This is a genomic window from Flavobacterium sp. LC2016-12, assembly GCF_015351595.1.
Lineage (GTDB): Bacteria > Bacteroidota > Bacteroidia > Flavobacteriales > Flavobacteriaceae > Flavobacterium.
Genome location: NZ_JADKPT010000007.1, coordinates 45225 through 66386, shown reverse-complemented (window position 1 = coordinate 66386; position 21162 = coordinate 45225). Strand labels below are relative to the sequence as shown.

General features: G+C 33.9%; 22 protein-coding genes. 7 read left to right on the top strand and 15 right to left on the bottom strand.

Features of this window, described 5'->3' with window-relative positions; all coding sequences use genetic code 11:
* The first annotated feature begins 27 nt into the window (after positions 1–27).
* Both IRZ99_RS12895 and IRZ99_RS12890 read left to right on the top strand, forming a co-directional pair.
* A complete protein-coding gene (locus IRZ99_RS12895) occupies positions 28–1176 on the top strand; it encodes an MFS transporter (RefSeq protein ID WP_228519082.1) in 1149 nt (382 codons plus the stop codon).
* A 35-nt stretch (positions 1177–1211) separates the two neighbouring features.
* Complete coding sequence (locus IRZ99_RS12890; protein WP_194657651.1) at positions 1212–2144, top strand: peptidylprolyl isomerase; 933 nt, start codon at positions 1212–1214, stop codon at positions 2142–2144.
* Positions 2145–2262: 118 nt separating this feature from the next.
* On the opposite strand, the gene IRZ99_RS12885 is transcribed toward IRZ99_RS12890, so the two are convergent.
* The 3 genes from IRZ99_RS12885 to IRZ99_RS12875 all read right to left on the bottom strand — a co-directional run bounded on the left by IRZ99_RS12885 (position 2263) and on the right by IRZ99_RS12875 (position 4616).
* Positions 2263–2658 carry a GreA/GreB family elongation factor gene (locus IRZ99_RS12885; protein ID WP_194657650.1) on the bottom strand — a complete coding sequence of 132 codons (396 nt, stop codon included), beginning with the start codon at positions 2656–2658 and terminating at the stop codon, positions 2263–2265.
* 383 nt (positions 2659–3041) lie between these two features.
* Positions 3042–3596 carry a thioredoxin family protein gene (locus IRZ99_RS12880; RefSeq protein ID WP_194657649.1) on the bottom strand — a complete coding sequence of 185 codons (555 nt, stop codon included), beginning with the start codon at positions 3594–3596 and terminating at the stop codon, positions 3042–3044.
* A 126-nt stretch (positions 3597–3722) separates the two neighbouring features.
* On the bottom strand, positions 3723–4616 hold the full coding sequence (locus IRZ99_RS12875; protein WP_194657648.1) for an alpha/beta fold hydrolase: 894 nt from the start codon (positions 4614–4616) through the stop codon (positions 3723–3725).
* A gap of 185 nt (positions 4617–4801) precedes the next feature.
* Between IRZ99_RS12875 and IRZ99_RS12870 the strand changes: the two genes are divergently transcribed.
* Complete coding sequence (locus IRZ99_RS12870; protein WP_370527666.1) at positions 4802–5086, top strand: tRNA-binding protein; 285 nt, start codon at positions 4802–4804, stop codon at positions 5084–5086.
* A 144-nt stretch (positions 5087–5230) separates the two neighbouring features.
* Here IRZ99_RS12870 and IRZ99_RS12865 read toward each other — a convergent pair whose 3' ends face one another.
* The 4 genes from IRZ99_RS12865 to IRZ99_RS12850 form a co-directional block, all read right to left on the bottom strand.
* Positions 5231–5779, bottom strand: coding sequence for an alpha/beta hydrolase (locus tag IRZ99_RS12865; RefSeq protein ID WP_194657647.1), 549 nt, complete (start codon positions 5777–5779; stop codon positions 5231–5233).
* Between the two features lie 20 nt (positions 5780–5799).
* Complete coding sequence (locus tag IRZ99_RS12860; protein ID WP_194657646.1) at positions 5800–6630, bottom strand: alpha/beta hydrolase; 831 nt, start codon at positions 6628–6630, stop codon at positions 5800–5802.
* A 137-nt stretch (positions 6631–6767) separates the two neighbouring features.
* A complete protein-coding gene (locus IRZ99_RS12855; protein ID WP_026981839.1) occupies positions 6768–7136 on the bottom strand; it encodes a PUR family DNA/RNA-binding protein in 369 nt (122 codons plus the stop codon).
* Positions 7137–7204: 68 nt separating this feature from the next.
* Positions 7205–8983 carry an ABC transporter ATP-binding protein gene (locus IRZ99_RS12850; protein ID WP_194657645.1) on the bottom strand — a complete coding sequence of 593 codons (1779 nt, stop codon included), beginning with the start codon at positions 8981–8983 and terminating at the stop codon, positions 7205–7207.
* Between the two features lie 204 nt (positions 8984–9187).
* Between IRZ99_RS12850 and IRZ99_RS12845 the strand changes: the two genes are divergently transcribed.
* The 3 genes from IRZ99_RS12845 (at position 9188) to yajC (ending at position 11858) form a co-directional block, all read left to right on the top strand.
* Positions 9188–10294: a Glu/Leu/Phe/Val dehydrogenase gene (locus tag IRZ99_RS12845; protein ID WP_305069333.1), complete on the top strand. Its 1107-nt coding sequence runs from the start codon at positions 9188–9190 to the stop codon at positions 10292–10294.
* A 252-nt stretch (positions 10295–10546) separates the two neighbouring features.
* The gene (nusB, locus tag IRZ99_RS12840; protein ID WP_194657644.1) at positions 10547–11458 is read left to right on the top strand and encodes a transcription antitermination factor NusB; all 912 of its coding nucleotides are present in this window, start codon (positions 10547–10549) and stop codon (positions 11456–11458) included.
* A gap of 127 nt (positions 11459–11585) precedes the next feature.
* Positions 11586–11858, top strand: a complete 273-nt coding sequence (gene yajC / locus IRZ99_RS12835) for a preprotein translocase subunit YajC (RefSeq protein WP_194657643.1) — start codon at positions 11586–11588, stop codon at positions 11856–11858.
* Between the two features lie 168 nt (positions 11859–12026).
* On the opposite strand, the gene IRZ99_RS12830 is transcribed toward yajC, so the two are convergent.
* The 6 genes from IRZ99_RS12830 to IRZ99_RS12805 form a co-directional block, all read right to left on the bottom strand.
* Complete coding sequence (locus IRZ99_RS12830) at positions 12027–12614, bottom strand: YdeI family protein (protein WP_194657642.1); 588 nt, start codon at positions 12612–12614, stop codon at positions 12027–12029.
* Positions 12598–13893 (bottom strand): peptidase T, encoded by a 1296-nt coding sequence (pepT, locus tag IRZ99_RS12825; RefSeq protein WP_194657641.1) that lies wholly within the window; start codon positions 13891–13893, stop codon positions 12598–12600. The genes IRZ99_RS12830 and pepT overlap by 17 nt, the downstream gene beginning before the upstream one ends.
* A gap of 213 nt (positions 13894–14106) precedes the next feature.
* Positions 14107–15237: a formylglycine-generating enzyme family protein gene (locus IRZ99_RS12820; RefSeq protein ID WP_194657640.1), complete on the bottom strand. Its 1131-nt coding sequence runs from the start codon at positions 15235–15237 to the stop codon at positions 14107–14109.
* Positions 15238–15330: 93 nt separating this feature from the next.
* Positions 15331–16341 (bottom strand): DUF6515 family protein, encoded by a 1011-nt coding sequence (locus tag IRZ99_RS12815; protein ID WP_194657639.1) that lies wholly within the window; start codon positions 16339–16341, stop codon positions 15331–15333.
* A 137-nt stretch (positions 16342–16478) separates the two neighbouring features.
* Positions 16479–17702: an OprO/OprP family phosphate-selective porin gene (locus IRZ99_RS12810; protein WP_194657638.1), complete on the bottom strand. Its 1224-nt coding sequence runs from the start codon at positions 17700–17702 to the stop codon at positions 16479–16481.
* A 54-nt stretch (positions 17703–17756) separates the two neighbouring features.
* Entirely contained in the window at positions 17757–18347 is a 591-nt protein-coding gene (locus IRZ99_RS12805; protein ID WP_194657637.1) for a hypothetical protein, read from the bottom strand.
* Positions 18348–18619: 272 nt separating this feature from the next.
* Between IRZ99_RS12805 and IRZ99_RS12800 the strand changes: the two genes are divergently transcribed.
* Positions 18620–19654 carry a quinone-dependent dihydroorotate dehydrogenase gene (locus tag IRZ99_RS12800; RefSeq protein WP_194657636.1) on the top strand — a complete coding sequence of 345 codons (1035 nt, stop codon included), beginning with the start codon at positions 18620–18622 and terminating at the stop codon, positions 19652–19654.
* On the opposite strand, the gene IRZ99_RS12795 is transcribed toward IRZ99_RS12800, so the two are convergent.
* The gene (locus tag IRZ99_RS12795; RefSeq protein ID WP_194657635.1) at positions 19640–20356 is read right to left on the bottom strand and encodes a DUF3307 domain-containing protein; all 717 of its coding nucleotides are present in this window, start codon (positions 20354–20356) and stop codon (positions 19640–19642) included. The genes IRZ99_RS12800 and IRZ99_RS12795 overlap by 15 nt on opposite strands.
* Entirely contained in the window at positions 20353–20967 is a 615-nt protein-coding gene (locus IRZ99_RS12790; protein ID WP_194657634.1) for a SatD family protein, read from the bottom strand. The genes IRZ99_RS12795 and IRZ99_RS12790 overlap by 4 nt, the downstream gene beginning before the upstream one ends.
* Positions 20968–21162: the final 195 nt, after the last annotated feature.

Genomic DNA, 21162 nt, shown 5'->3' with positions numbered 1-21162 from the left:
AATTTATCCAAAACGAATGTCTTATTTATGGCAGCTTGCACTGGACTTATAGTTGCAAATCTTTATTACTGCCAGCCTTTAATTGTTTTAATTGCCAACGAATTTAAAATTCCTGAAGCCAGCGCGGGAACAATAACCTATCTGACACAAGCCGGATATGCGATTGGATTGTTTTTTATGGTGCCGCTTGGTGATAAACTGGAGCGTAAAAAGCAAATTTTAATAACCACTTTTGCTTCTGTAATTGCTTTAATCTTAGCAGCCACGGCAAAAAGTTTCTTTCTTTTGCAAATTGCTTCTTTATTAATCGGAATTACTTCGATTGTGCCGCAGCTTATTTTGCCTTTAGCTGCTTCCTTAAGTTCTGTTGAACAGCGAGGGAAAGTTATCGGAACAATTATGAGCGGTTTATTGGTTGGGATTTTACTTTCCAGAACTTTAAGTGGTTTTATTGGTCAGGTTTTAGGCTGGAGATCAATGTTTTATATCGCTGCCGGAATTTGTCTTTTGATCTTTTTTGTGATTCAGAATAAATTTCCTGTAAATAAACCTCAGTTTCAGGGAACTTATGGACAATTAATTCAATCTCTTTTTACACTTATAAAAACGCAACCCATATTACGTGAAGCAACAATAATCAACGTATTTAGTTTTGCACAATTTGGTGCTTTCTGGACTACGATGGTTTTATTGCTTTCAGGAAAACCTTTTGATTTTAATAGTGCAACAATTGGTTTATTTGGAATTGTAGGAGCTTCCGGAGCTTTAGCCGCGCCATTAGTTGGAAGATTAGGAGATAAAGGCGGTTCCAGAGTTGCCGTTGGGTATGGCTGTTTATTGATATTATTAAGTTTTATCATTTTCTATTTTTCAATAGAAAGCGTCATCGGAATTGCGATTGGAATTGTTTTTATTGACATAGGAATTCAGGGTGTTCACATTTCAAACCAAACAAGAGTATATTCATTGTTGCCAGAAGCCCGAAACAGATTAAATACGGTATTTATGTCGTTTAGCTTTTTAGGAACAGCTGCAGGATCTGCGTATGGATTATTTTTGTGGAAATTAGGTGGATGGCATGCCGTAGCAATAGGTTGCGTGGTTTTATCATTATTATCATTAACAGTTTACGGATTCACATATAAATCAAAATCTAAAAAAGAGATAAAAAATTAATTCGTAAATTTGCAATCAAAATTAAAAATAACAACATGGAAAACGGAATATACGCTAAATTCAACACAAGCAAAGGTTCGATTTTAGTAAAACTAACACACGATTTAACACCAGGAACCGTAGGGAATTTTGTAGCTCTTGCAGAAGGAAATATGGAAAATAAAGTAAAACCTCAAGGACAAAAATTCTATGATGGATTAAATTTTCACAGAGTTATTCCTGATTTTATGATCCAGGGAGGATGTCCAAAAGGAACAGGAACAGGAGATCCAGGATACAAATTTGATGATGAATTTCACCCAAGTTTGAAACACGATCGTCCGGGAGTTTTAGCAATGGCTAACTCAGGACCTGCAACTAATGGTTCTCAATTTTACATTACACACGTTCCAACTTCTTGGTTAGATGGAAAACATACTGTTTTTGGTCATGTGATCGAAGGTCAGGATGTAGTTGATGCTGTTGCTCAAGGTGATGCTCTTGAAACATTAGAAATCATCAGAGTTGGAGAAGAAGCTCAAAAATGGAATGCAATTGAAGCTTTCGTTGGTTTGAAAGGTGCTCGTCTAAAAAGAGATGCAGCTTTGAAAGCAGAATCTGAAGCAAAAATGGAGCAATTGGCTGCTGGTTTTGATAAAACAGAAAGTGGTTTACGTTACAAAATGATTCAAAAAGGAGACGGTAAAAAAGCGGAAGCTGGAAAAACTGTTGCTGTTCATTACGAAGGGTCATTAGAAAACGGAAAAGTTTTTGATTCTTCTTACCCAAGAAAAAAACCAATCGAATTTAGATTAGGTCAAGGTCAGGTTATCGAAGGATGGGATGAAGGTATCGCTTTATTGCAAGTTGGAGACAAAGCTCGTTTTGTAATTCCATCTGATTTAGCATACGGACCATCAGGTGCTGGAGGAGTTATTCCACCACACGCAACTTTGATTTTCGATGTTGAATTAATGGAAGTAAAATAAGTTTTATAAACAATTTTTATTGTTTTAAATAATATCCCATATGCCCACGGCATGTGGGATTTTTTTATTTTCAAAAGGAAATAAAAAAAAACACCTTCATGATGAGGTGTTTAAAAAATTATGAATTGTCTGAAGTACTATTGTCAACAGCGATTATTTTTAAAGTTTTTATTCCGGCAGGTAATTCCCAATCAACCTGATCGTTTTCTTTAAATCCAATTATAGCAACGCTTAATGGTGCTAAAATGGATATTTTTTTCTCCGTTACATTAGATAGTGAGGGTAAAACAATCTGAATTTTCATTTGCTTGTTTGCCTTTACATCTTCAATGGTAACCTGGGAACCGATTCGGATAACTGAACGGTCTAAAGTATTTTCTTTACTGATAATGGCGCGATCCAATTCTTGCGAAAGCTGACCGACTTCTTTAGCATTTGTTTCGTTCTTACTTTTTAAAATTAGCTCTCTTAAAAGCTGATAATCTGTTTTACAGAAAATAGGCGTTGGTTTCATATTCTAAATATTAATTTATTAAACGTTGATTATAAGTGTGTGTTTTGGTATTCTCAATTTGTGCCGGTGTAAAAATTGAAATTTTAAAATGGTTTGTTTTTGGAAAAATGGGATAAATACAAGTAATTATTTATTTGAAGAAAATGAATCTTTCAAATAGAATAAATAGTAAAATTTGGTAAAAAAATCCTCCGCCTTAAAGAAGAAATGAAATAGACGGAGGCCTAATTAATAAAGGCCTTATTGTGTGAAATAATTATAACAGCAATTGGTTCTCTTTTTAAAGAAAACAACAACAACGGAGCTGTAAATAATATAATAGTCACCACCATGAAAATGTAATAGAATTGTAAAGATAAAGGAAACTAGATTGAAATGCTAGTTTATTTCCATTTGATACTGCATCCAACACTTGGTTTTTGCTGTTCATTCAAACTTCTGTTGTAAATCAAAGCATCAATGGCACTTCGCAGATCGCTTCCGCTTAACGGAATTCCATTGTTGGGTCTGGAATCATCTAATTGGCCGTGATAAAATAAACGATCCTGATTGTCATAGAGAAAAAAATCAGGTGTACAGGCTGCCTCATAAGCTTTAGCAACTTCTTGTGTTTTATCAAACAAATAAGGAAAATCTATCTTGTTTTCAAAAGCAAACTCAGTCATCAATTCTGGAGAATCTTCAGGATATTTGTCAATGTCGTTACTCGAAATAGCAACTACCCCCAATCCCTGAACACGGTAATCATTGGCGATCATTATTATTTCTGGCAGTACATGAAGTACAAAAGGGCAATGGTTGCACATAAAAATGACAAGTGTTCCTTTTAATCCTTTTACATCTTCAAACGAGTATTCATTATTAGAATTGGTGTCTTTTAGATGAAAGTTCGGAGCAATTGTTCCAAGCGGAATAATATTTGAGGGAGTTCGTGCCATTTTTCTTAAAGAATTAGTTATTCAAAAATAACTTTTAATTCTGTAAAAGAAAGACCACAAGGGTAAAAATATATCCAAAGAAGTTTTTCTAGAAAAGTAAACCTCTTTGGATATAAATTAATTTTTTTATGAGTTTAGAAAATTCAATAAATCTTCATTCAAACGATCTTTTGCTGTGTAAAATAAGCCGTGTGGTGCACCTTCATACACAATAAAAGTATTATTGGCTATAGCTTCTGCAGTCTTTTTCGAACTTATTTCAATAGGAACATTTTTGTCCTCATCTCCGTGAATAATTAAGGTAGGAACCTTTATAGTATGAAGCTCATCTCTAAAATCTGTACTGTTTAAAGATTCAGCACATTTTAGTGTTGCTCTTGGCGAAGCAGCCGAACAGAGCTTTGTAAAATATTCAAGTAATGGCGTGCTCAAAGGTTTGTTGATTATAGTAACGCCAAAAAATATTTTGCCAAAATTTTCAAGAAATCCTATTCTGTCCTCTCTAATAGCAGCTGCTGTAGCTTCTCCCTTTTCTTTTGGACGCCCTTCCGGATTGTCATCTGTTTTTGCTAAAAATGGAATTATCGATGAAATTAAAGCGGCTTTTGTGACACCTTTTCCACCATGACGGCTGAAATAACGAACTACCTCTCCACCTCCCATAGAAAAACCTACAAGTGTTGCATTTTCTAATTGAAGTTGCTCAATAATTTCACTCAAATCATCAGCTAAGGTGTCGTAGTCATAACCATCCCAAGGTTGTGATGACTTACCGAAACCACGGCGGTCGTATGCAATAACTCTGTAATTATTTTGAACCAGGAACTCAATTTGATATTCCCACATTTCATTAGAGAGTGGCCAGCCGTGAATTAAAATTACAGGTTTTCCTTTTCCGTAATCTTTCACATAAAGCTGTACATTTTTGGCCGTTCTTATGTATTTATCAGTATTTTGTTCGTGAATATCAAAATCAAAATCTTTTAGAGAGTGGTCGCTATTAAGTATCGTATTTTCCATTTCTGCTTTTTTTAATAGTTAGCTTACAATTTGTTACTCGTAAATTTAAAAGCGCAGTCAAAAAAAACGGTTACAGAATTAACGATATTAATTACAAAATTAATAGGTTTGTAAATCAACTATATTAAAGCAAAATGGATTTAACCTGGAGTGAATTTGAAAGAACTGAAATGCGAGTATGAACCATAATCGATGTGAATGATTTTCCGGAAGCAAGAAAACCGGCTTATCAGCTAACAATTGATTTTGGTAACGAGATTGGTATCCGAAAATCATCGGCACAAATAACGGTTCATTATAAAAAAGAAGATTTAGTACACCGACAAATTATAGCTGTAGTTAATTTCCCTAAGAAACAAATTGGAAAATTCATGAGCGAATGTCTGGTTTTGGGTGCAATAGGCAAGGAGGGAGACGTAATTTTATTGGCTCCTGATTTTAAGATTGAAAATGGGTTGAGAATTGGCTAGTTTCTACTCAATAAATTTTACCGCAAAGTTCGCAAAGTTTTTTTTTCAAATGATATTTTAGAAAAAAGTATAAAGTTCGCAAAGCGTTGTGTTATTATGCTTTGCGAACTTTTGCGTAAAACCTTTGCGAACTTTGCGGTTAAATTATATGTCTATTTTTTCAATTAATTGATGCAATATCAATTGTCCTTCTTCCCAATATTTTAAATCAGAATCAGAGTTAATATGCCCTTTTTGACCAACGTTTACAAAATCACTTCCCCATTTTTCAGCTAAATATTGTTTTCTTTCAAATGAAGCGTAAGGATCATTTTCGCTTGCAACAACAATGGAGGGAAAAGGTAATTTTGAAGTTGGAATTGGAGAAAAATTTCGTGTGCATTCAGGTGTATGTTGAGGTGAGTCAACATCAGCAGGTGCGACTAATAAGGCACCAACAATGTTTTTGTTTGTATTAGTTTCTGCCCAATGCAATACTAATGAAACGGCTAAGCTATGTGCCACAAGAATGGTGGGTTGATTGAGTTTAGCGATTTCCTCATTTAATCTTGCCAGCCATTCTTCGCGAACAGGTTCATCCCAATTGTCCTGAACTAAACGAATTGAGTTTTCGAATTTTTTATGCCAAAAGGTCTGCCAGTGCTTGTCACCGGAATTTCCCAGTCCGGGTAGTATTAATAAGTTTGTTTCCATTGCCGTGGATTTTATTTAAATTATTTTTTAGTTTGTTTTTCTTTTATAATTCGGTTTACTTCGTTTACCAGTAGCGGAAAACCAGGTTCTGTCATTCCGTGACCATAACCGTCTAGTTCATAAAGTTTGGTTTCTTTGTGTCCAACCAACTTCATCATACGTTCCATATAAGCGTTTTCTTCATAGCGGCCTAACATTTCTAATTCGCGATCTCCTGTAATTAATAATAGAGGAGGAGCATCGGCACGAACATGATAAAGAGGTGCAAAAGCATCGATTGTGGGTTGTTTTTCCGGAATTCCATTTTCTCTTCTAATTTCAAAATGCGTAATGCATTGTGAACTAAGCGGAATAAGACCAGCAATTTTATTAGCATCAATTCCTTCTTTTTGAAGCCATTTCTTATCTAAGCCATTCATCAAAGCCAAATAGGCACCTGCAGAATGTCCGGAAACAAAAATTTGAGAAGTGTCACCACCATAACCTGCAATATTATTGAAAGCCCAGGCTATTGCTGCGGCCGCATCTTCAATACATTTTACAGCTTTAACTTTTGGTGATAATCTATAGTTTACTCCAATTATGGCAAAACCTTTATTTTTTAAAGCTTCCGGAATTTCTTTGCTTCCACCTGTCAATCCGCCGCCGTGAAACCAAACTATTGTTGCGAAATTTTTAGTGTTTTTTGGATAATAAATATCCAAAACACATCTTTCGTTTATGTAAGAGTCAGATTTATTGGTTGCTGCGTTGTAATATTGAATGTTGGTTTTAGTTTCATATTCTGCTTTTTGGGCAAAAGACGAAATTCCAATAAAAAGAATACTAAGTAAAAAGAATATCTTTTTCATTTTTTTTGGAAGTTAAGAGTTAGAAGTAATAGGTTAAGAGTTTTGAGTAAAAAATCTAAAATCTGCAATCTAAAATAAAAAAAAGTCCAAAATGCAGGACAAATTGGACTCGTACTTTTTAAAAAGTTTATTGGGGACTAAATATCATCAAAATCAATATCAGTAAAGCTAGATCTTTGTCCTTCAGGTTTGTCAGAACCGTATTCTTTTTTAAAATCTTTTTGGTGTCTTTCAGAGATTACTTCCTCGCCTTTGTGGTTCAAGACGTATGAAGTCATTTCTTCTAGTATTTCGGCAAAAGCTCCAAAATCTTCTTTGTACAAGTAAATTTTGTGTTTTTTAAAATGAAAAGAACCATCTTCTTCAGTAAATTTTTTACTTTCAGTAATTGTGATATAATAATCGTCAGCTTTAGTAGCTCTTACATCAAAGAAATAAGTTCTTCTCCCTGCTCGTAATACTTTAGAAAAGATCTCTTCTTTTTCTAACATGTCATTTTCTCTCATAATACGTTCTATCATTTTTGGAATTAATAGTACTCAAAAATCATAAAAAATTATCTATTACACAACAATTAAAGTAATTCTTTTTCCGAAAGTTGTTTTAAATATAAAGATGCGTAATAACCTTCCTGATTTATTAATTGATTATGAGAACCTTGTTGAATAATTTTACCATCTTCCAGAATGATAATTTTGTCCGCATTTTTAGCAGATGAAACCCTGTGGCTGACAATAATTGTGGTTTTATCTTTGCAAATTTCGAACAGATTATTCAAAATAGTTTCTTCAGTTTCGGTATCGACTGCAGACAGACAATCATCAAAAAGTAAAATAGCCGGATTCTTAATAATGGCTCTCGCAATAGATACACGCTGCTTTTGCCCGCCCGAAAGTGTGATTCCTCTTTCTCCTAAAACAGTGTCATATTGTTTATTAAACGCAATAATATTATCGTGAACCACAGCACTTTTTGCTGCTTCCATAACTTCTTCATCAGTCGCATTCTGATTACCAAATTTGATGTTATTTTTAATGGTATCTGAGAATAAAAAAGCATCCTGCGGTACAATTCCGATGTTGTTTCGAAGATCATTTAAGTTCAAAGTACTGATTTCATTTTGATCAATTGTGATTCTTCCTTCGGTAACATCATACAAACGGGAAATCAAAGATAAAATAGTTGATTTTCCAGAACCGGTTTTCCCTAAAATGGCTAATGTTTCTCCTTTTTTAACCGTGAAAGTTACATTTTTCAGCGCTTCAATATTAGTGTCTTCATAAGTATAACTCACATTTTCAAAAGCTATTGAACCCTGAATATCGGATGAATTTTCATTATTGTTTTTGATTTCCGGTTCAATTTTTAAAAATTCGTTCAAACGTTTCTGAGAAGCTTCTGCCTCCTGAACCATTGATGAAACCCATCCTAAAGAAGCTACCGGCCAGGTTAACATATTTACGTATAATATGAATTCGGCAATCGTACCAATATTTGGGATTGTTCCGTTAATGTACATTACACCTCCAAAATAAATCACAACCAAATTACTAATTCCGATCAGGGCAATCATCAAAGGACCAAATAGTGATTGTACTTTGGCTAAATCCAAACTTTTCTTTTTGCTTTCGTCAGCAAGGGCCACCATATTATTTTGGTGTTGATTTTCTAATGAATAGGCTTTAATAACGCGAATTCCGGAGAATATCTCCTGAGAGAAACTGGAAACTTTAGATAAATATTGTTGAAAAGTGGTACTTCTTTTGTTGATTTCTGAACTCAGTTTAAAAATACAATACGAAAGTATCGGTAATGGCAAAATAGTATAAAGTGTCAACAAAGGCGAAACATTATACATATATATAATAACGATGGCAAAACGAATAAAGGTATTGATTGTATACATTACAGCCGGGCCAACGTACATACGAACTTTTGAAACATCTTCGCTAATACGATTCATTAAATCTCCGGTACGGTTTTGCTTGTAGAAATTCTGAGAAAGATTTTCATACTGCTTAAAAACTTCATTTTTCAGATCAAATTCAATATGACGCGACATTACGATTAAAGTTTGGCGCATTAGGAAAGTTAGAAAACCTGCGACAATTGTAGTGGCTATGATTAGCAGTACGTTATGAATTAAATCCTGACGATAAGAATCGATTATTACCTGCGAAGCTTGTTGTGTTTCAGGCAATTTATCAAACTTTTCAATTGCGTTTAAAGACTTGCTAATAAGCTTTGGAGTAAACAGGGAAAAAATTTGTGCGATTATGGTGATTAAAATTCCTAGCGAAAAACTGTATTTATATTTGATGAAATATTTGTTTAAATAGCTTAATTCTTTCATTTTTTTAAGAGATTCAATGTTGAAATGTTTTGGAATTGTAAATTATATTCAATAAAAAGTAATTAAAGATATCATTTATTCAAAGCAAATCTATTGTAAAATTGTTATTTTAAAGATAAAAAATTAGCACATGTGTATTTTTTAATTATGTTTGAGATGTCTTTTTGACAAATTCATAATTTTAACTAATAAACAACTAGCGCTATGGATGCAACTTTCGCAACTGGAAAGGAACTTCAAAAAATGGATCCTGTTTTTGGTCAATTATCTTTTGACGATCACGAACAAATTGTATTTTGCAATGACAAAGATACAGGTTTAAAAGCAATTATTGGTATTCATAACTCAGTTATGGGGCCAGCTTTGGGAGGTACCAGAATGTGGAATTATAATACTGAATGGGAAGCTCTGAATGATGTTTTACGTCTTTCAAGAGGGATGACATATAAATCTGCTATCACCGGACTAAATATTGGTGGTGGTAAAGCAGTAATTATTGGTGATGCTAAAACGCAAAAAACACCAGAATTGATGCGTAAGTTTGGTGAATTTGTTCACTCTTTAAGCGGAAGATATATTACTGCTGAGGATGTTGGAATGGAAACTAAAGACATGGATACTGTTAGAGACGTAACGCCTTATGTTACTGGAATCTCTGAAGAAAGAGGTGGTTCTGGAAACCCTTCTCCTGTAACAGCTTACGGTGTTTATTTAGGAATGAAAGCGGCTGCAAAAAGCCAGTTTGGTTCTGACGTTTTAGACGGTAAGAAAGTTTTGGTTCAGGGAATTGGTCACGTTGGAGAAGCTTTGGTTGAATATTTGACTAAAGAAGGAGCAATCGTAACTATTGCTGATATCAACGAAGAAAAATTATACGAAGTAGCACAAAAATACAACGCTACCATTTATACTGGTGAAGATTTGTATAGTGCTGATGTTGATATCTACGCGCCATGTGCAATGGGAGCTACTATCAACGATAAAACAGTAAACAAAATTAAAGCTAAAGTTATTGCTGGTGCAGCCAACAATCAGTTAGCTGATGAGAATGTTCACGGTGCAAGATTACAGGAAAGAGGCATTTTATATGCTCCGGATTTCTTAATCAATGCTGGTGGAATCATCAATGTTTATGCTGAATTAGCAAACTACGGTAAAGCGGAAATCATGACTAAAACTGAAAATATCTATAACACTACTTTAGAAATTATCGATTATGCTGTGAAAAACGGAATTACAACGCATAAAGCGGCCCTTACAATTGCTCAAAATCGTATTGATTTGAGAAAAATTGAAAACGCTTCTAAATAATTAGTATTCAGTGTTCATTTTTTTAGTGTTCACTCTTAAGTTTAAAGTCTCAGTCTACAAGTCAAATTGTATTCTGAGATTTTTTTATGTGTATGCTGAAACGGATCACTTAAAAACTGACCATTGAATACTAAAAATAAAGACTTTTTCACGAATTAATTTTATTATGAACTGTGAAATTCTTATTTTTGCAAACTAATTTTTAAATGTTCTTACAAGGTGGTAAATAGAAGACACATACGCGTTAAAGTAATGCAATCCATTTATGCAATGCATCAAAGCGGTTCTGATAATATGGAAAAAGAAGAGAAGTTTCTTTTTTATAGCATTGATAATATTCAGGACTTATATCTTATAATGCTTTCTTCATTGATTGAAATTTGCAAAAAAGAATCTGTTTTTTTACATCTTTCAAGCAAAAAACATCTTGCAACTGCTGCAGAACGTAACCCGAATGAAAAATTCATCAAAAACAAAATTTTTCAACTACTAGCTGAAAGTAATTCCCTTAGCATCGCTTTAGAAAATCGTAAAATCAATAACTGGTCATTGAATGATGATTATATTTTGTTGCTTTTAAATGATATCAAATCAAGTGAAGTGTATGCAAAATACATGTCAAACACTACAAATACTTTTGAAGAAGACAGACAGTTTATAATTGATTTGTTTGCCGATGTAATTGTTCCGAATGAAAAATTATATGAGTATTTAGAAGATGATAAGTTAACTTGGGTTGATGATATTCCGGTTGTAAATACACATATCGTAAAACAATTAAAAGCAATCAAAACAGAAGATCCGGACGATTTTAGAGTACCAAAATTGTACAAAGATGTTGAAGATAAAGATTTTGCTAAAGATTTGTTCAGAAGAACAGTTTTAAACGAATCGATTTTAGCAAAAGAATACGATGATAAAACGCCAAACTGGGATAGTGAAAGAATTGCTGAAATCGATACTATTATTTTAAAAATGGCTATTTGCGAATTTTTGAAATTCCCATCAATTCCAGTAAAAGTTACGCTTAACGAATATTTAGAAATTGCTAAAGAATATTCTACTCCAAAAAGTAGTATTTTTATCAACGGAATTTTAGATAACCTTGTTAAAGAGTTAACTGCTAATAAGAAGATGGTAAAAGTGGGTAGAGGTTTGATGTAAAATTTTAAAAGAAATTCCAATCTAATAAAATTCCAAATTCCAATTGAGATGTCACTCTGAGCGGAGTCGAAGAGCCAAATTCCAAGAATAAATTAAATATTAATAACAAAAATAAAACCTGAATACTATGCAAGATTTAATGAAATTTGCTCCTTATTTACTAATGTTTGTAGTGTTGTATTTCTTCATGATTAGACCACAACAAAAAAGAGCAAAAAACGAAAAAGAATTTGAAAGCGGCCTAAAAGTAGGTGATAAAATAATTACTAAAAGTGGTTTTCACGGTAAAATTGTTGACCTTGCTGAAACAAGTGCCATTATCGAAACTATGTCTGGAAAATTAAAAATTGAGCGTTCAGCAATTTCTATGGAAATGAGTGCTGCTTTGAAAAAAGCTTAACGCTTTTTAAATTCCAATAAAATTTAAATCCCAAATTCCAATTATGGAATTTGGGATTTTTTTTGCCCAATACTTACGTAAAGAAAAAAACCTTTGTCAAAGTTTTAAACTTTGACAAAGGTCATATAAGGTTGGTATTTGGAATTTAAAATATTGGAATTTAATTCTTTACCTGTATTTATCATTCAATCCAACATTCCCTAATATCATCGGAATCACTTTCTCGATTCTCGTTAATTTAGTTTTCTCTTGTTTGGCAGTTTCAATATATTCTAAAAACTCATATTGTTTATACGGGCTGAATTTTTGGAAAGCTTCCGCTAAAGCCGGATTTTGATCCATTTCCTTTAGCAATAATTCAGAAACGATTGTTTCTTTCTTTGAAGGTTTTATGATTTTTCCTTGCTTTTCGTTCTCAATAGCTTCTAAAATATATTCCAGTACTTCTTTCTCATTTACTTCTTCTTTTGAAGTAAATCGCCATTGGCGCAGTGATTTAGTTTTGTCTTCCTGAGCGTTGATTAATTTCTTTTTTTCATCTTTCAGAAAAACACCATTGAAAAACCAAATCGTAAAATACTCTTTAAAACCTCCAATTCCGATAACATTTTTCTTGTTGTAAACATAAACGGGGCCTCCCCATTTTATAGTTTCTTCCAGTTCAGTTTTGTCAATAATAGATTTAAGAAGAAGTAACTCTTCTTCCCATAAATGGTTACTGTTCCAAATGTTTTTTTTATCAGAAGTCGGTTCCAATTATTTTTTTTCTTTTAGATTTTTCAGCTACATCAAAAATGCCAGGAATCGCCGTTAATTCTGCAATTTTTACAATTACATCTGTCGCTTTCTGGATACTTTCTGCTGGAACATATTCGTATTTTCCATGAAAGTTATGACCGCCGGCAAAAATATTCGGACAAGGTAATCCCATAAATGATAATTGAGATCCGTCCGTTCCGCCACGAATAGGTTTAATGATTGGTTTGATGTCTAATTCTCTCATTGCTTTTTCGGCAATATCAACAATATGTTTTACCGGAAGTACTTTTTCCTTCATATTGTAATATTGATCCTTTACTTGGGCAATTACAATATCTTCTCCAAATTGTTTCGCGTATTTTTTATTGATTTTTTTGGCAATTTTCCCAATTAAATCTTTTCTTTTTTCAAATTTTATTTTGTTATGATCGCGGATAATCAATTCCAAAACGGTTTCTTCAATACTTCCAGTTAAATGGTGAACGTGGAAAAATCCTTCGTAGCCTTTCGTTTCCTGCGGAGTTTCTCCTTTCGGAAGTTCATTGATAAAGTCATTAGCAATTAACATCGAGTTGATCATTTTTCCTTTGGCATAACCAGGATGAACGCTTTTTCCTTTGAAAGTAATTTTGGCACCAGCTGCATTAAAATTTTCATATTCTAATTCGCCAATCTGGCTCCCATCCATGGTATAAGCCCATTGAGCACCAAATTTCTCCACATCAAAATGATGCGCACCGCGTCCGATTTCCTCATCTGGGGTAAATCCAATTCTGATTTTCCCGTGTTTGATTTCAGGATGCTGCACAAGATATTCCATTGCCGAAACAATCTCTGTAATTCCGGCTTTATCATCGGCACCAAGCAAAGTTGTTCCGTCAGTAGTAATGATGGTTTGACCTTTATATTGTAATAAATCTTTGAAGTAATTTGGAGAAAGAACGATGTTTTTCTCTGCGTTTAAGATGATGTCTTTTCCGTCGTAATTCTCAATAATTTGAGGTTTTACATTCGCTCCGCTAAAATCCGGCGAAGTATCAAAATGTGAAACAAAACCAATAGTTGGTACTTCATGATCAACATTACTTGGTAAAGTAGCCATGATATAGGCTTTGTTATCTATAGTGACGTCTTCAAGACCAATTGTTTTTAGTTCTTCGACTAATTTATTGGCAAGATTCCATTGTTTTTCAGTACTAGGTGTAGTTTGCGAATTTGGGTCCGATTCTGTATCAATCGTTACATAACTGATAAATCGATCTATGATATGCTGCATTTGTTTGTTTTTTTAGCAAATATAAACAATTATTTAGGCGTTTTAAAGATAAAAGAGTTTGCCTCGAATTGCTTCGCCTGTCGCTATTGCTCGAGTCACGAATTGATACTAGCTAATTTAAATAGAAAATCCAATTTCACGAATTACATTTTTCATGAAATTGGATTTTTTTAAGCTTAATTAGTTAAATTCGTGTAATTTGTGCTGAAAAAATTATTGGACACATCTAAAACCAATATGATTTGCTGGTGATTTATAATCTCCTTTTCCTCTTGTTCCTACCATATATCGTGTACAATATTGGTCTGTACATAAAAATGATCCTCCACGTTGTACTTTTTTAGGTAAATCTGGTTCTCCCGGATCATAAGGCGTTTCAGCACCTTTTGGGTTTTTAGTTACTTTACCGCTTTCGCTTAAAATGGAATAATAGTCGGCTGTATACCAATCATTTGTCCATTCCCAAACATTTCCTCCAATATCATACAAGCCATATCCATTTGGTTCAAATTGAGCCGTTGGTGCTATACCAATGTAACCATCTTCTCCTGTATCACCTTTTTCGATAGGGAAATGTCCCTGATAAATATTGGCCTGAAATTTTCCTTTAGGTTTTAAGTTATTTCCCCAGGCATAAAGTTCTCCGGTTTTTCCACCGCGAGCAGCAAATTCCCATTCGGCTTCGGTTGGTAATCTTTTGCCTGCCCATTTTGCGTAGGCAGCTGCATCATCATATGAAACCTGAACAACAGGATAATTTCCTCTTCCTTTTATAGAACTTCCGGCTCCTTCCGGATGTCTCCAGTCGGCACCTTTTGCATAGCTCCACCATTGCATATAATTGTTCAGATCTACTTTTGCCGGAGTAGGAGTAAAGACTGCTGATCCCGCAACTAAATTTTCTAATGGAGCATCAGGATATTCTTCATGTGTTGGTGCTTTTTCGGCCAATGTTACATAACCCGTTGCTTTAACAAAAGCTTCAAATTGGTCATTGGTAACTTCGGTTTGATCCATATAATAACCATCAACATAAACTCTGTGTATTGGTGCTGCATCTTTAGTTACACCTTTTATGCTGCATAAACTTTCGTCTTCAACATTACTTCCCATAGAAAATTCACCACCAGGAATCCAAACCATTCCTTTAGGGGCTTTGCCGGTAGGTTTGTTTTTGTTTTCAATGGTAGGTTTAAACAAGGAAGCAGTATCTGCATTTGGAGTTTCGGCACAATCCATTGCAGCCAATTTTTGTTTTGGAACAACTAGCTTCGTATAGCCATAGGCGATTGAAATAATGGAGATTGTTAGTATCGCAAAAATCCAGTAGGTCTTATTTTTCATTATAATAGTTTTAATCTGGTTGTCAGTAATAAAAAGTAAAGTTAAAAAAATAACCTTATCAAACTCTATTTATTTGATAAGGTTAGTGTGATTTTAACTATCTTTCTCAACATTAACCACTTCGTATTTGTCTTTACCATCAACCTGGACAGGTTGGTAGTATGTTTCTCCAAATTTTACGTATTTGGCATCTCCTATTGTAACTTCTTCACCACCTTCGGGTAAATTATCTACTAATGTTCCTGCTGTTGGAGCGACTACTTTATAAGAGCCTCCATCTTTTTCATAATATGTTCCTCCGTAATAATAATTATTGACGGTTCCTGTATTAACGGTTTCAGCACCACTCGGAATGTTATTTACTGTTCCGCCAACTGGTGCCGGTACTGCAGTATAACCTCCGCTTGTTCCGGTATACCAAACTCCCTGATCGTAATGATATTGAGTGCTTTCTACACTTACCACGATAGCTGTCACTGCTAAAGTAGCAACAAAGAATCCCCATGGATGCCAAACTGGTCCCCAATAAAACGGTCTGTAAGGGCGAGGATAATACGGATGATAACAATTGTATCTGTAACCTCCATATCTGTAAGGAGGGCGAACGTAAGGTCTTGGGCCGGGTCTTACAATGGTATTTCTGTTATTACGAACATGCACACTGTTGTTCACATTAATATTTACGTTATTTCTGTTTCTATTAACCGTGTTGCCGCTAATGTTGGTGTTTTTATTACCAACTCTGTTATTGTTGTTCGAATTTCTATTGTTAGTTGTTTTGTTACCAGCAATTTTAGAGTTTGAGGTTGATGGTCTGGTAACTTTATTATTGTTATTCCCAGGTCTGCTAACTCCTGAGCCGCTAGATCCGGGTCTGGTTGTTGCGCTTGGTTTTTTAATGCCAGAATTGTGCGTCGCAGGTCTGGATACAGATGGGCTAGAATGAGTTGCAGGTCTGGCTGGTCTTGCTTGTGCTCCACCGCCTCTATGCGCGCCGCCACCACCACCACGATGTTGCGCCATACTATCAATTGAAATCAAAAAAAATGATCCCACTAAGCACATAAGTGCCGTTTTTCTAAGAGTCTTTTTTATACTTTTCATTTTCAGTGTTTTATGAATATTAAAATTATTAAAAAAAAACAAGAATAATTAAGTAAAATTAAAAATCATTTTTGTTTTTATTGTCTAAATTGTTGATTACAAATGTTGTAACTCTTTTGAGTAGTGCTTTTTTACTGTTATAATGAAATATCCCATTGAATTCTAAAACGCCAACCTTCTTCTAAGGGCAGGGTTTTATCCTGGAAACTGAAATAACTAAACTCTGATGTGAGCTTGTTTTTATGGCCTTTAAAAAACCAGTTAAAAGCAACAGTTGTTTCATCTTGTAAATTTTGTCTGATCGAATTGTCAGGACGATAGGCGGCATGTCTACCAGCCATTTCTAAATGTTTTGGCCACCAATCAAAGGCATTATGAAAAAAATAACCCGCCTGAACGTAATAACCTTTCAAAGTAGTGGTTTCATTATTGTTTAATTTATCAATGATTTCTTTAGTATGCCATTCACTTTGCCAGGAAAAACCTCGATACATAAATGCACTTTCTAGATTCCATTGATTTACTCGATATTGACCTGGTAAACCATTTTCATAACCGTCTAAAGATCCTCCGCCTGCTTGTGAAAAGCGCGTATACGGACTTCGGTTAGTAACTGCAGAAAAGGCAATAATTGGAGTTGGTTTTTTATGAAATTCTAAATCGCTTCCTTCAAATTCAAGAAACCTTCCTAAAAAGTTCCATTGTGCTCTTCCAAAGTACATTAAATTATTATCGTCATTTGCCGTGCTTCCTCGTCCTGTTCCTGTTAGAGCAGCTGCCCAATAATTAAAATCGGCGATCCCTTTTCCTTTTAAATGGCCGTAAACTTCAACTCCCAGCTGACGATCAACGGTAAATGGCCGGTTAATTAAAGAACGTTCTACCATTTGTTGTTCTCCACTACTGATAAAGCGTTCACGGGTAAATTCCGTTTTCCATTGGCCTACTTTAAAACTCATCCAATCCCATTTTTCGATCATAATTCTAAAATCAAGCAAATTGGACTGACTTAATTCATATTCCCAATAATATTTAAGCCAGGGTTCAAAAGCATGACCGCCAATTTTTAATCTGGCACGGTTTATCTTGAAAGTGGTCTGAGCATCCTGACTATAATCATCATAGGTTAGTGGGTCGGAATCATAGGGAGTAGAAAAACGAAATTGGAGTCTGCTTTGTAATTGAAAAAGAAATTTGTCATCTTTGGTTCTTAATTCTATTCCCTTATTACCATAGCTGACGTTTATCAGTTTGGTTGTGTCTTTTATTTGTTGTGTCCATCCTGAACTACTAATTAGTATTAGAAAGACAGTTGAAATAAAGATTTTATTTAGGGAAATAGTTTTTTTGATACGAGACATACTTTGAATTTGTTTTGTAATTCGAAAAATTATTTTTTGATATTAAACTCCGATTTATCTTCCTCCAAAATTTTTTGCAATTCCCAGTCCAATTCCCCAACTGTCATAAGCACTCCATTTTATATCATAACTAAAAGTTCCGAAAATTTCCCATCCTTTTGGTAATTCATATCCATATTCGGCTCCTGCACGAGTGAGCAGGTAATCTTCTTCTTTGGCAAATTCACCTCCCATTCCCAATAAAAAGCTCCAGTGCTCATTTAATTTGTAAATACCCATTACAGCGGGTGCAATAGGGTAGCTTCGTTCGACGGTTTCTTTATCTTCACCACTTTCCAGATCTTTTTCAACTTTAAATTTTTCGATTATAAAGTCTGTATGGAGTCCAATTGCCCATTTTTGACTGAGATGGTATGTATAATCAATTCCCCAGGCTGGTAATGCCAGAACTTCTTTATTGCCATCATCATCTATTCCTTCAAAAACATGAACATGATTAATAGATATTCCAATTTGATGATGTGGTTTGAAAATTTCTTTTTCTTCACTTTCCTGAGCCGTAATTTTATTGGAAAGAAGAATTGAAAAGCATAAAAGAAAGGTCAACTCAAGATTTTTTTTTAAATAAATATTTTTAGCAAACATTTTGATTTTCTATTAGTGACACATTTATTTATCTTAAATTAAGCTTTCATCATTAAATATCTCAAAATTAAGTAATAAATAACCTTTAAAAGTCGGTTGGAAGACTTGAGGTTGTTTCATTTTATAACTTGCAACGTTAAAATTAATTTTGACTCATGATATTTTGGTTTGTGATTTGACTTGAAAACGCTTATTAATTTGTTTTATATAAAAATAGCCTCTTTCAAGTATTATAATTAAATTTGCATCCGAAAAATAACACAACAACTCTTATGTATAAATTGATAATTCGCCCGATACTTTTTTGTTTTGATCCTGAAGAAGTACATTATTTTACTTTTTCATTTGTTAAATTCATTTCAAAAATCCCAGGAGTTTCATCAATTATAAAAGCAATTTACGAAGTAAAAGACAGCCGTTTAGAACGTGAAGTTTTCGGAATTAAATTCAAAAACCCAGTTGGATTGGCTGCAGGATTTGATAAAGATGCTAAATTATATAAAGAACTTTCAGACTTTGGTTTTGGTTTTATTGAAATTGGAACTGTAACTCCGGTTGGTCAGGAAGGAAATCCAAAAAAACGTTTGTTTCGTTTAAAAGAAGATCAGGCGATTATTAACCGAATGGGGTTTAATAATGGAGGAGTTCTGGAAGCTGTAGAACGTTTGAAAAAGAACTCAGGTGTTTTGATTGGTGGAAACATCGGAAAAAACAAAGTGACTCCAAACGAAAATGCCGTTGACGATTATATCATTTGTTTTGATGCGTTGTTTGATCATGTAGATTATTTTGTAGTGAACGTGAGTTCTCCAAATACACCAAACTTAAGGGCTTTACAGGATAAAGAACCGCTTACGGCTTTATTGCAAACCCTTCAAAATAGAAATGTAGAAAAGCAAAAAACAAGCACTCAAAAAATAAAACCAATTCTTTTAAAAATCGCTCCGGACTTAACAGACGAACAATTATTAGATATCATTGACATTGTAAAAACAACACAGATTGCGGGTGTAATTGCAACAAATACGACGATTTCAAGAGATGGTTTGCAGTCTCAAAATCAATCTGAAATGGGAGGTTTGTCAGGAAAACCATTAACGAAACGCTCTACTGAAGTAATTCGTTTTCTTTCTGAAAAAAGCAATAAAGCATTCCCAATTATTGGAGTAGGAGGAATACATTCTGCCGATGATGCGATTGAGAAATTAAATGCAGGTGCAAGCTTAATACAATTGTATACTGGTTTTATTTATGAAGGTCCGGCTTTGATCAAAGCAATCAATAAAAAGGTTTTAAAGGGATTGTAAAATTAGTGCCTGAACAACAAGACCTGTTACTATCGCAATTCCAAAACTGATTAGAGTACCAATTAAAACGTATTCAGTCAATTTTCGGTCTTTGGCCTCTTTTAAATCACCAAATCTAAAAATAGATTTGGCAGCCAATAAAAAACCGATTGCTTCAAAATGTCCTGTTAGGATAAAACAGAACACAAATAATCGTTCTAAAATGCCAATGTAATTTCCTGCATTGGCAAGTGAATTGTCTGCGTGTGTATTTTCATTTTCAGGACTCCAGATTGATATGATGGTTTTGATGATAATGGAAGAGGGTTTGGTAACAAATAAAATTCCGGTCAATAAAATCCAAAACTCATTATTCTGCCAGAAATAAATAATGGCTTTGTTTTCATACAGAAGTACGATCCCAATTAAAATTAAAACATGCGCAATTTGATCTGCAACAAACCAGCTGCGTTTTGTTTTTGGTTGCTGAAAATTTAATTTGATGAGATCAATAATTCCGTGTGTAACGGCTATTAAAACGGCATAAGGTATAAAGTTGATTTCCCAAACCAAAATTGCAGCCAACACGCCATGAATTAATATGTGAAGGTATAAGAAAACACTTTTATGCTTTTTAATTTCTTTATCGGTTACCCACGAAGTTGGCTGCCAGATAAAATCGCCTAATAAATGGGCTAACAGTAGTTTTATAAATAAAATCATGGGGCTGTAAGTTGTTTTATTTGTGTTCTAAAATAACGATCTAAATTCATAACTAAATCAAATTGGGCACGTTTTTGTCTACGGCTCACGGCAGCTTGGTTAATGCCTAGTTTTTGTCCTAATTCTTCCTGAGAAAAGGTTGGGTTTTCTATAGCCGCAGCAACAAATTCAGCAGATTGTACCAGCCAACTATCCATAAAGGTCAAAGCCAGCTGTAGCATCAAATTCACTTTTTCATCCAGAATAGTATCACCGGTTCGCATTGCTAAAGTTACTTTTTGTTTTTTTAAAGTTTCAAAAAGTTCCCCGGAATGTATAAAAGCAGATCCATTGCTTTCTGATATTTTTTCAGCATTATGTGTTTTGTTTCCAAAACCAATGCTCATTCGCGCATCTAATTTTATAGAACGTAAATGTGCTTTTATGAGAATAGCAGATAATAAGGCTTCTTCAGGATTTTGTATTTCAATTTGAAATTCATCTCCCCGATAGACTTCCCATTGGCTTGGTGTTTCGCCAAACGGAGATAAGATTTTTTTCAAACCTTCTACCCAGTCTTTTGATTTTTGCTTTCTTGAATCAATTATATCACCTGTAATTACACTAGTCATAATTCAAATATAATTAAAAATAAATAAAGTTTTATATTACAAATATATAGTATATTTTTTAATTATTACACTTTTTGGTAATATTATTAATTATTACGATTATCCGTAATATTTCAATTTATTACAGTATTGAGTAATATTTCAATTAATGAAAATTATAACTTTTATTTCTTTAAAAAAGAAGCTAACTTAGCC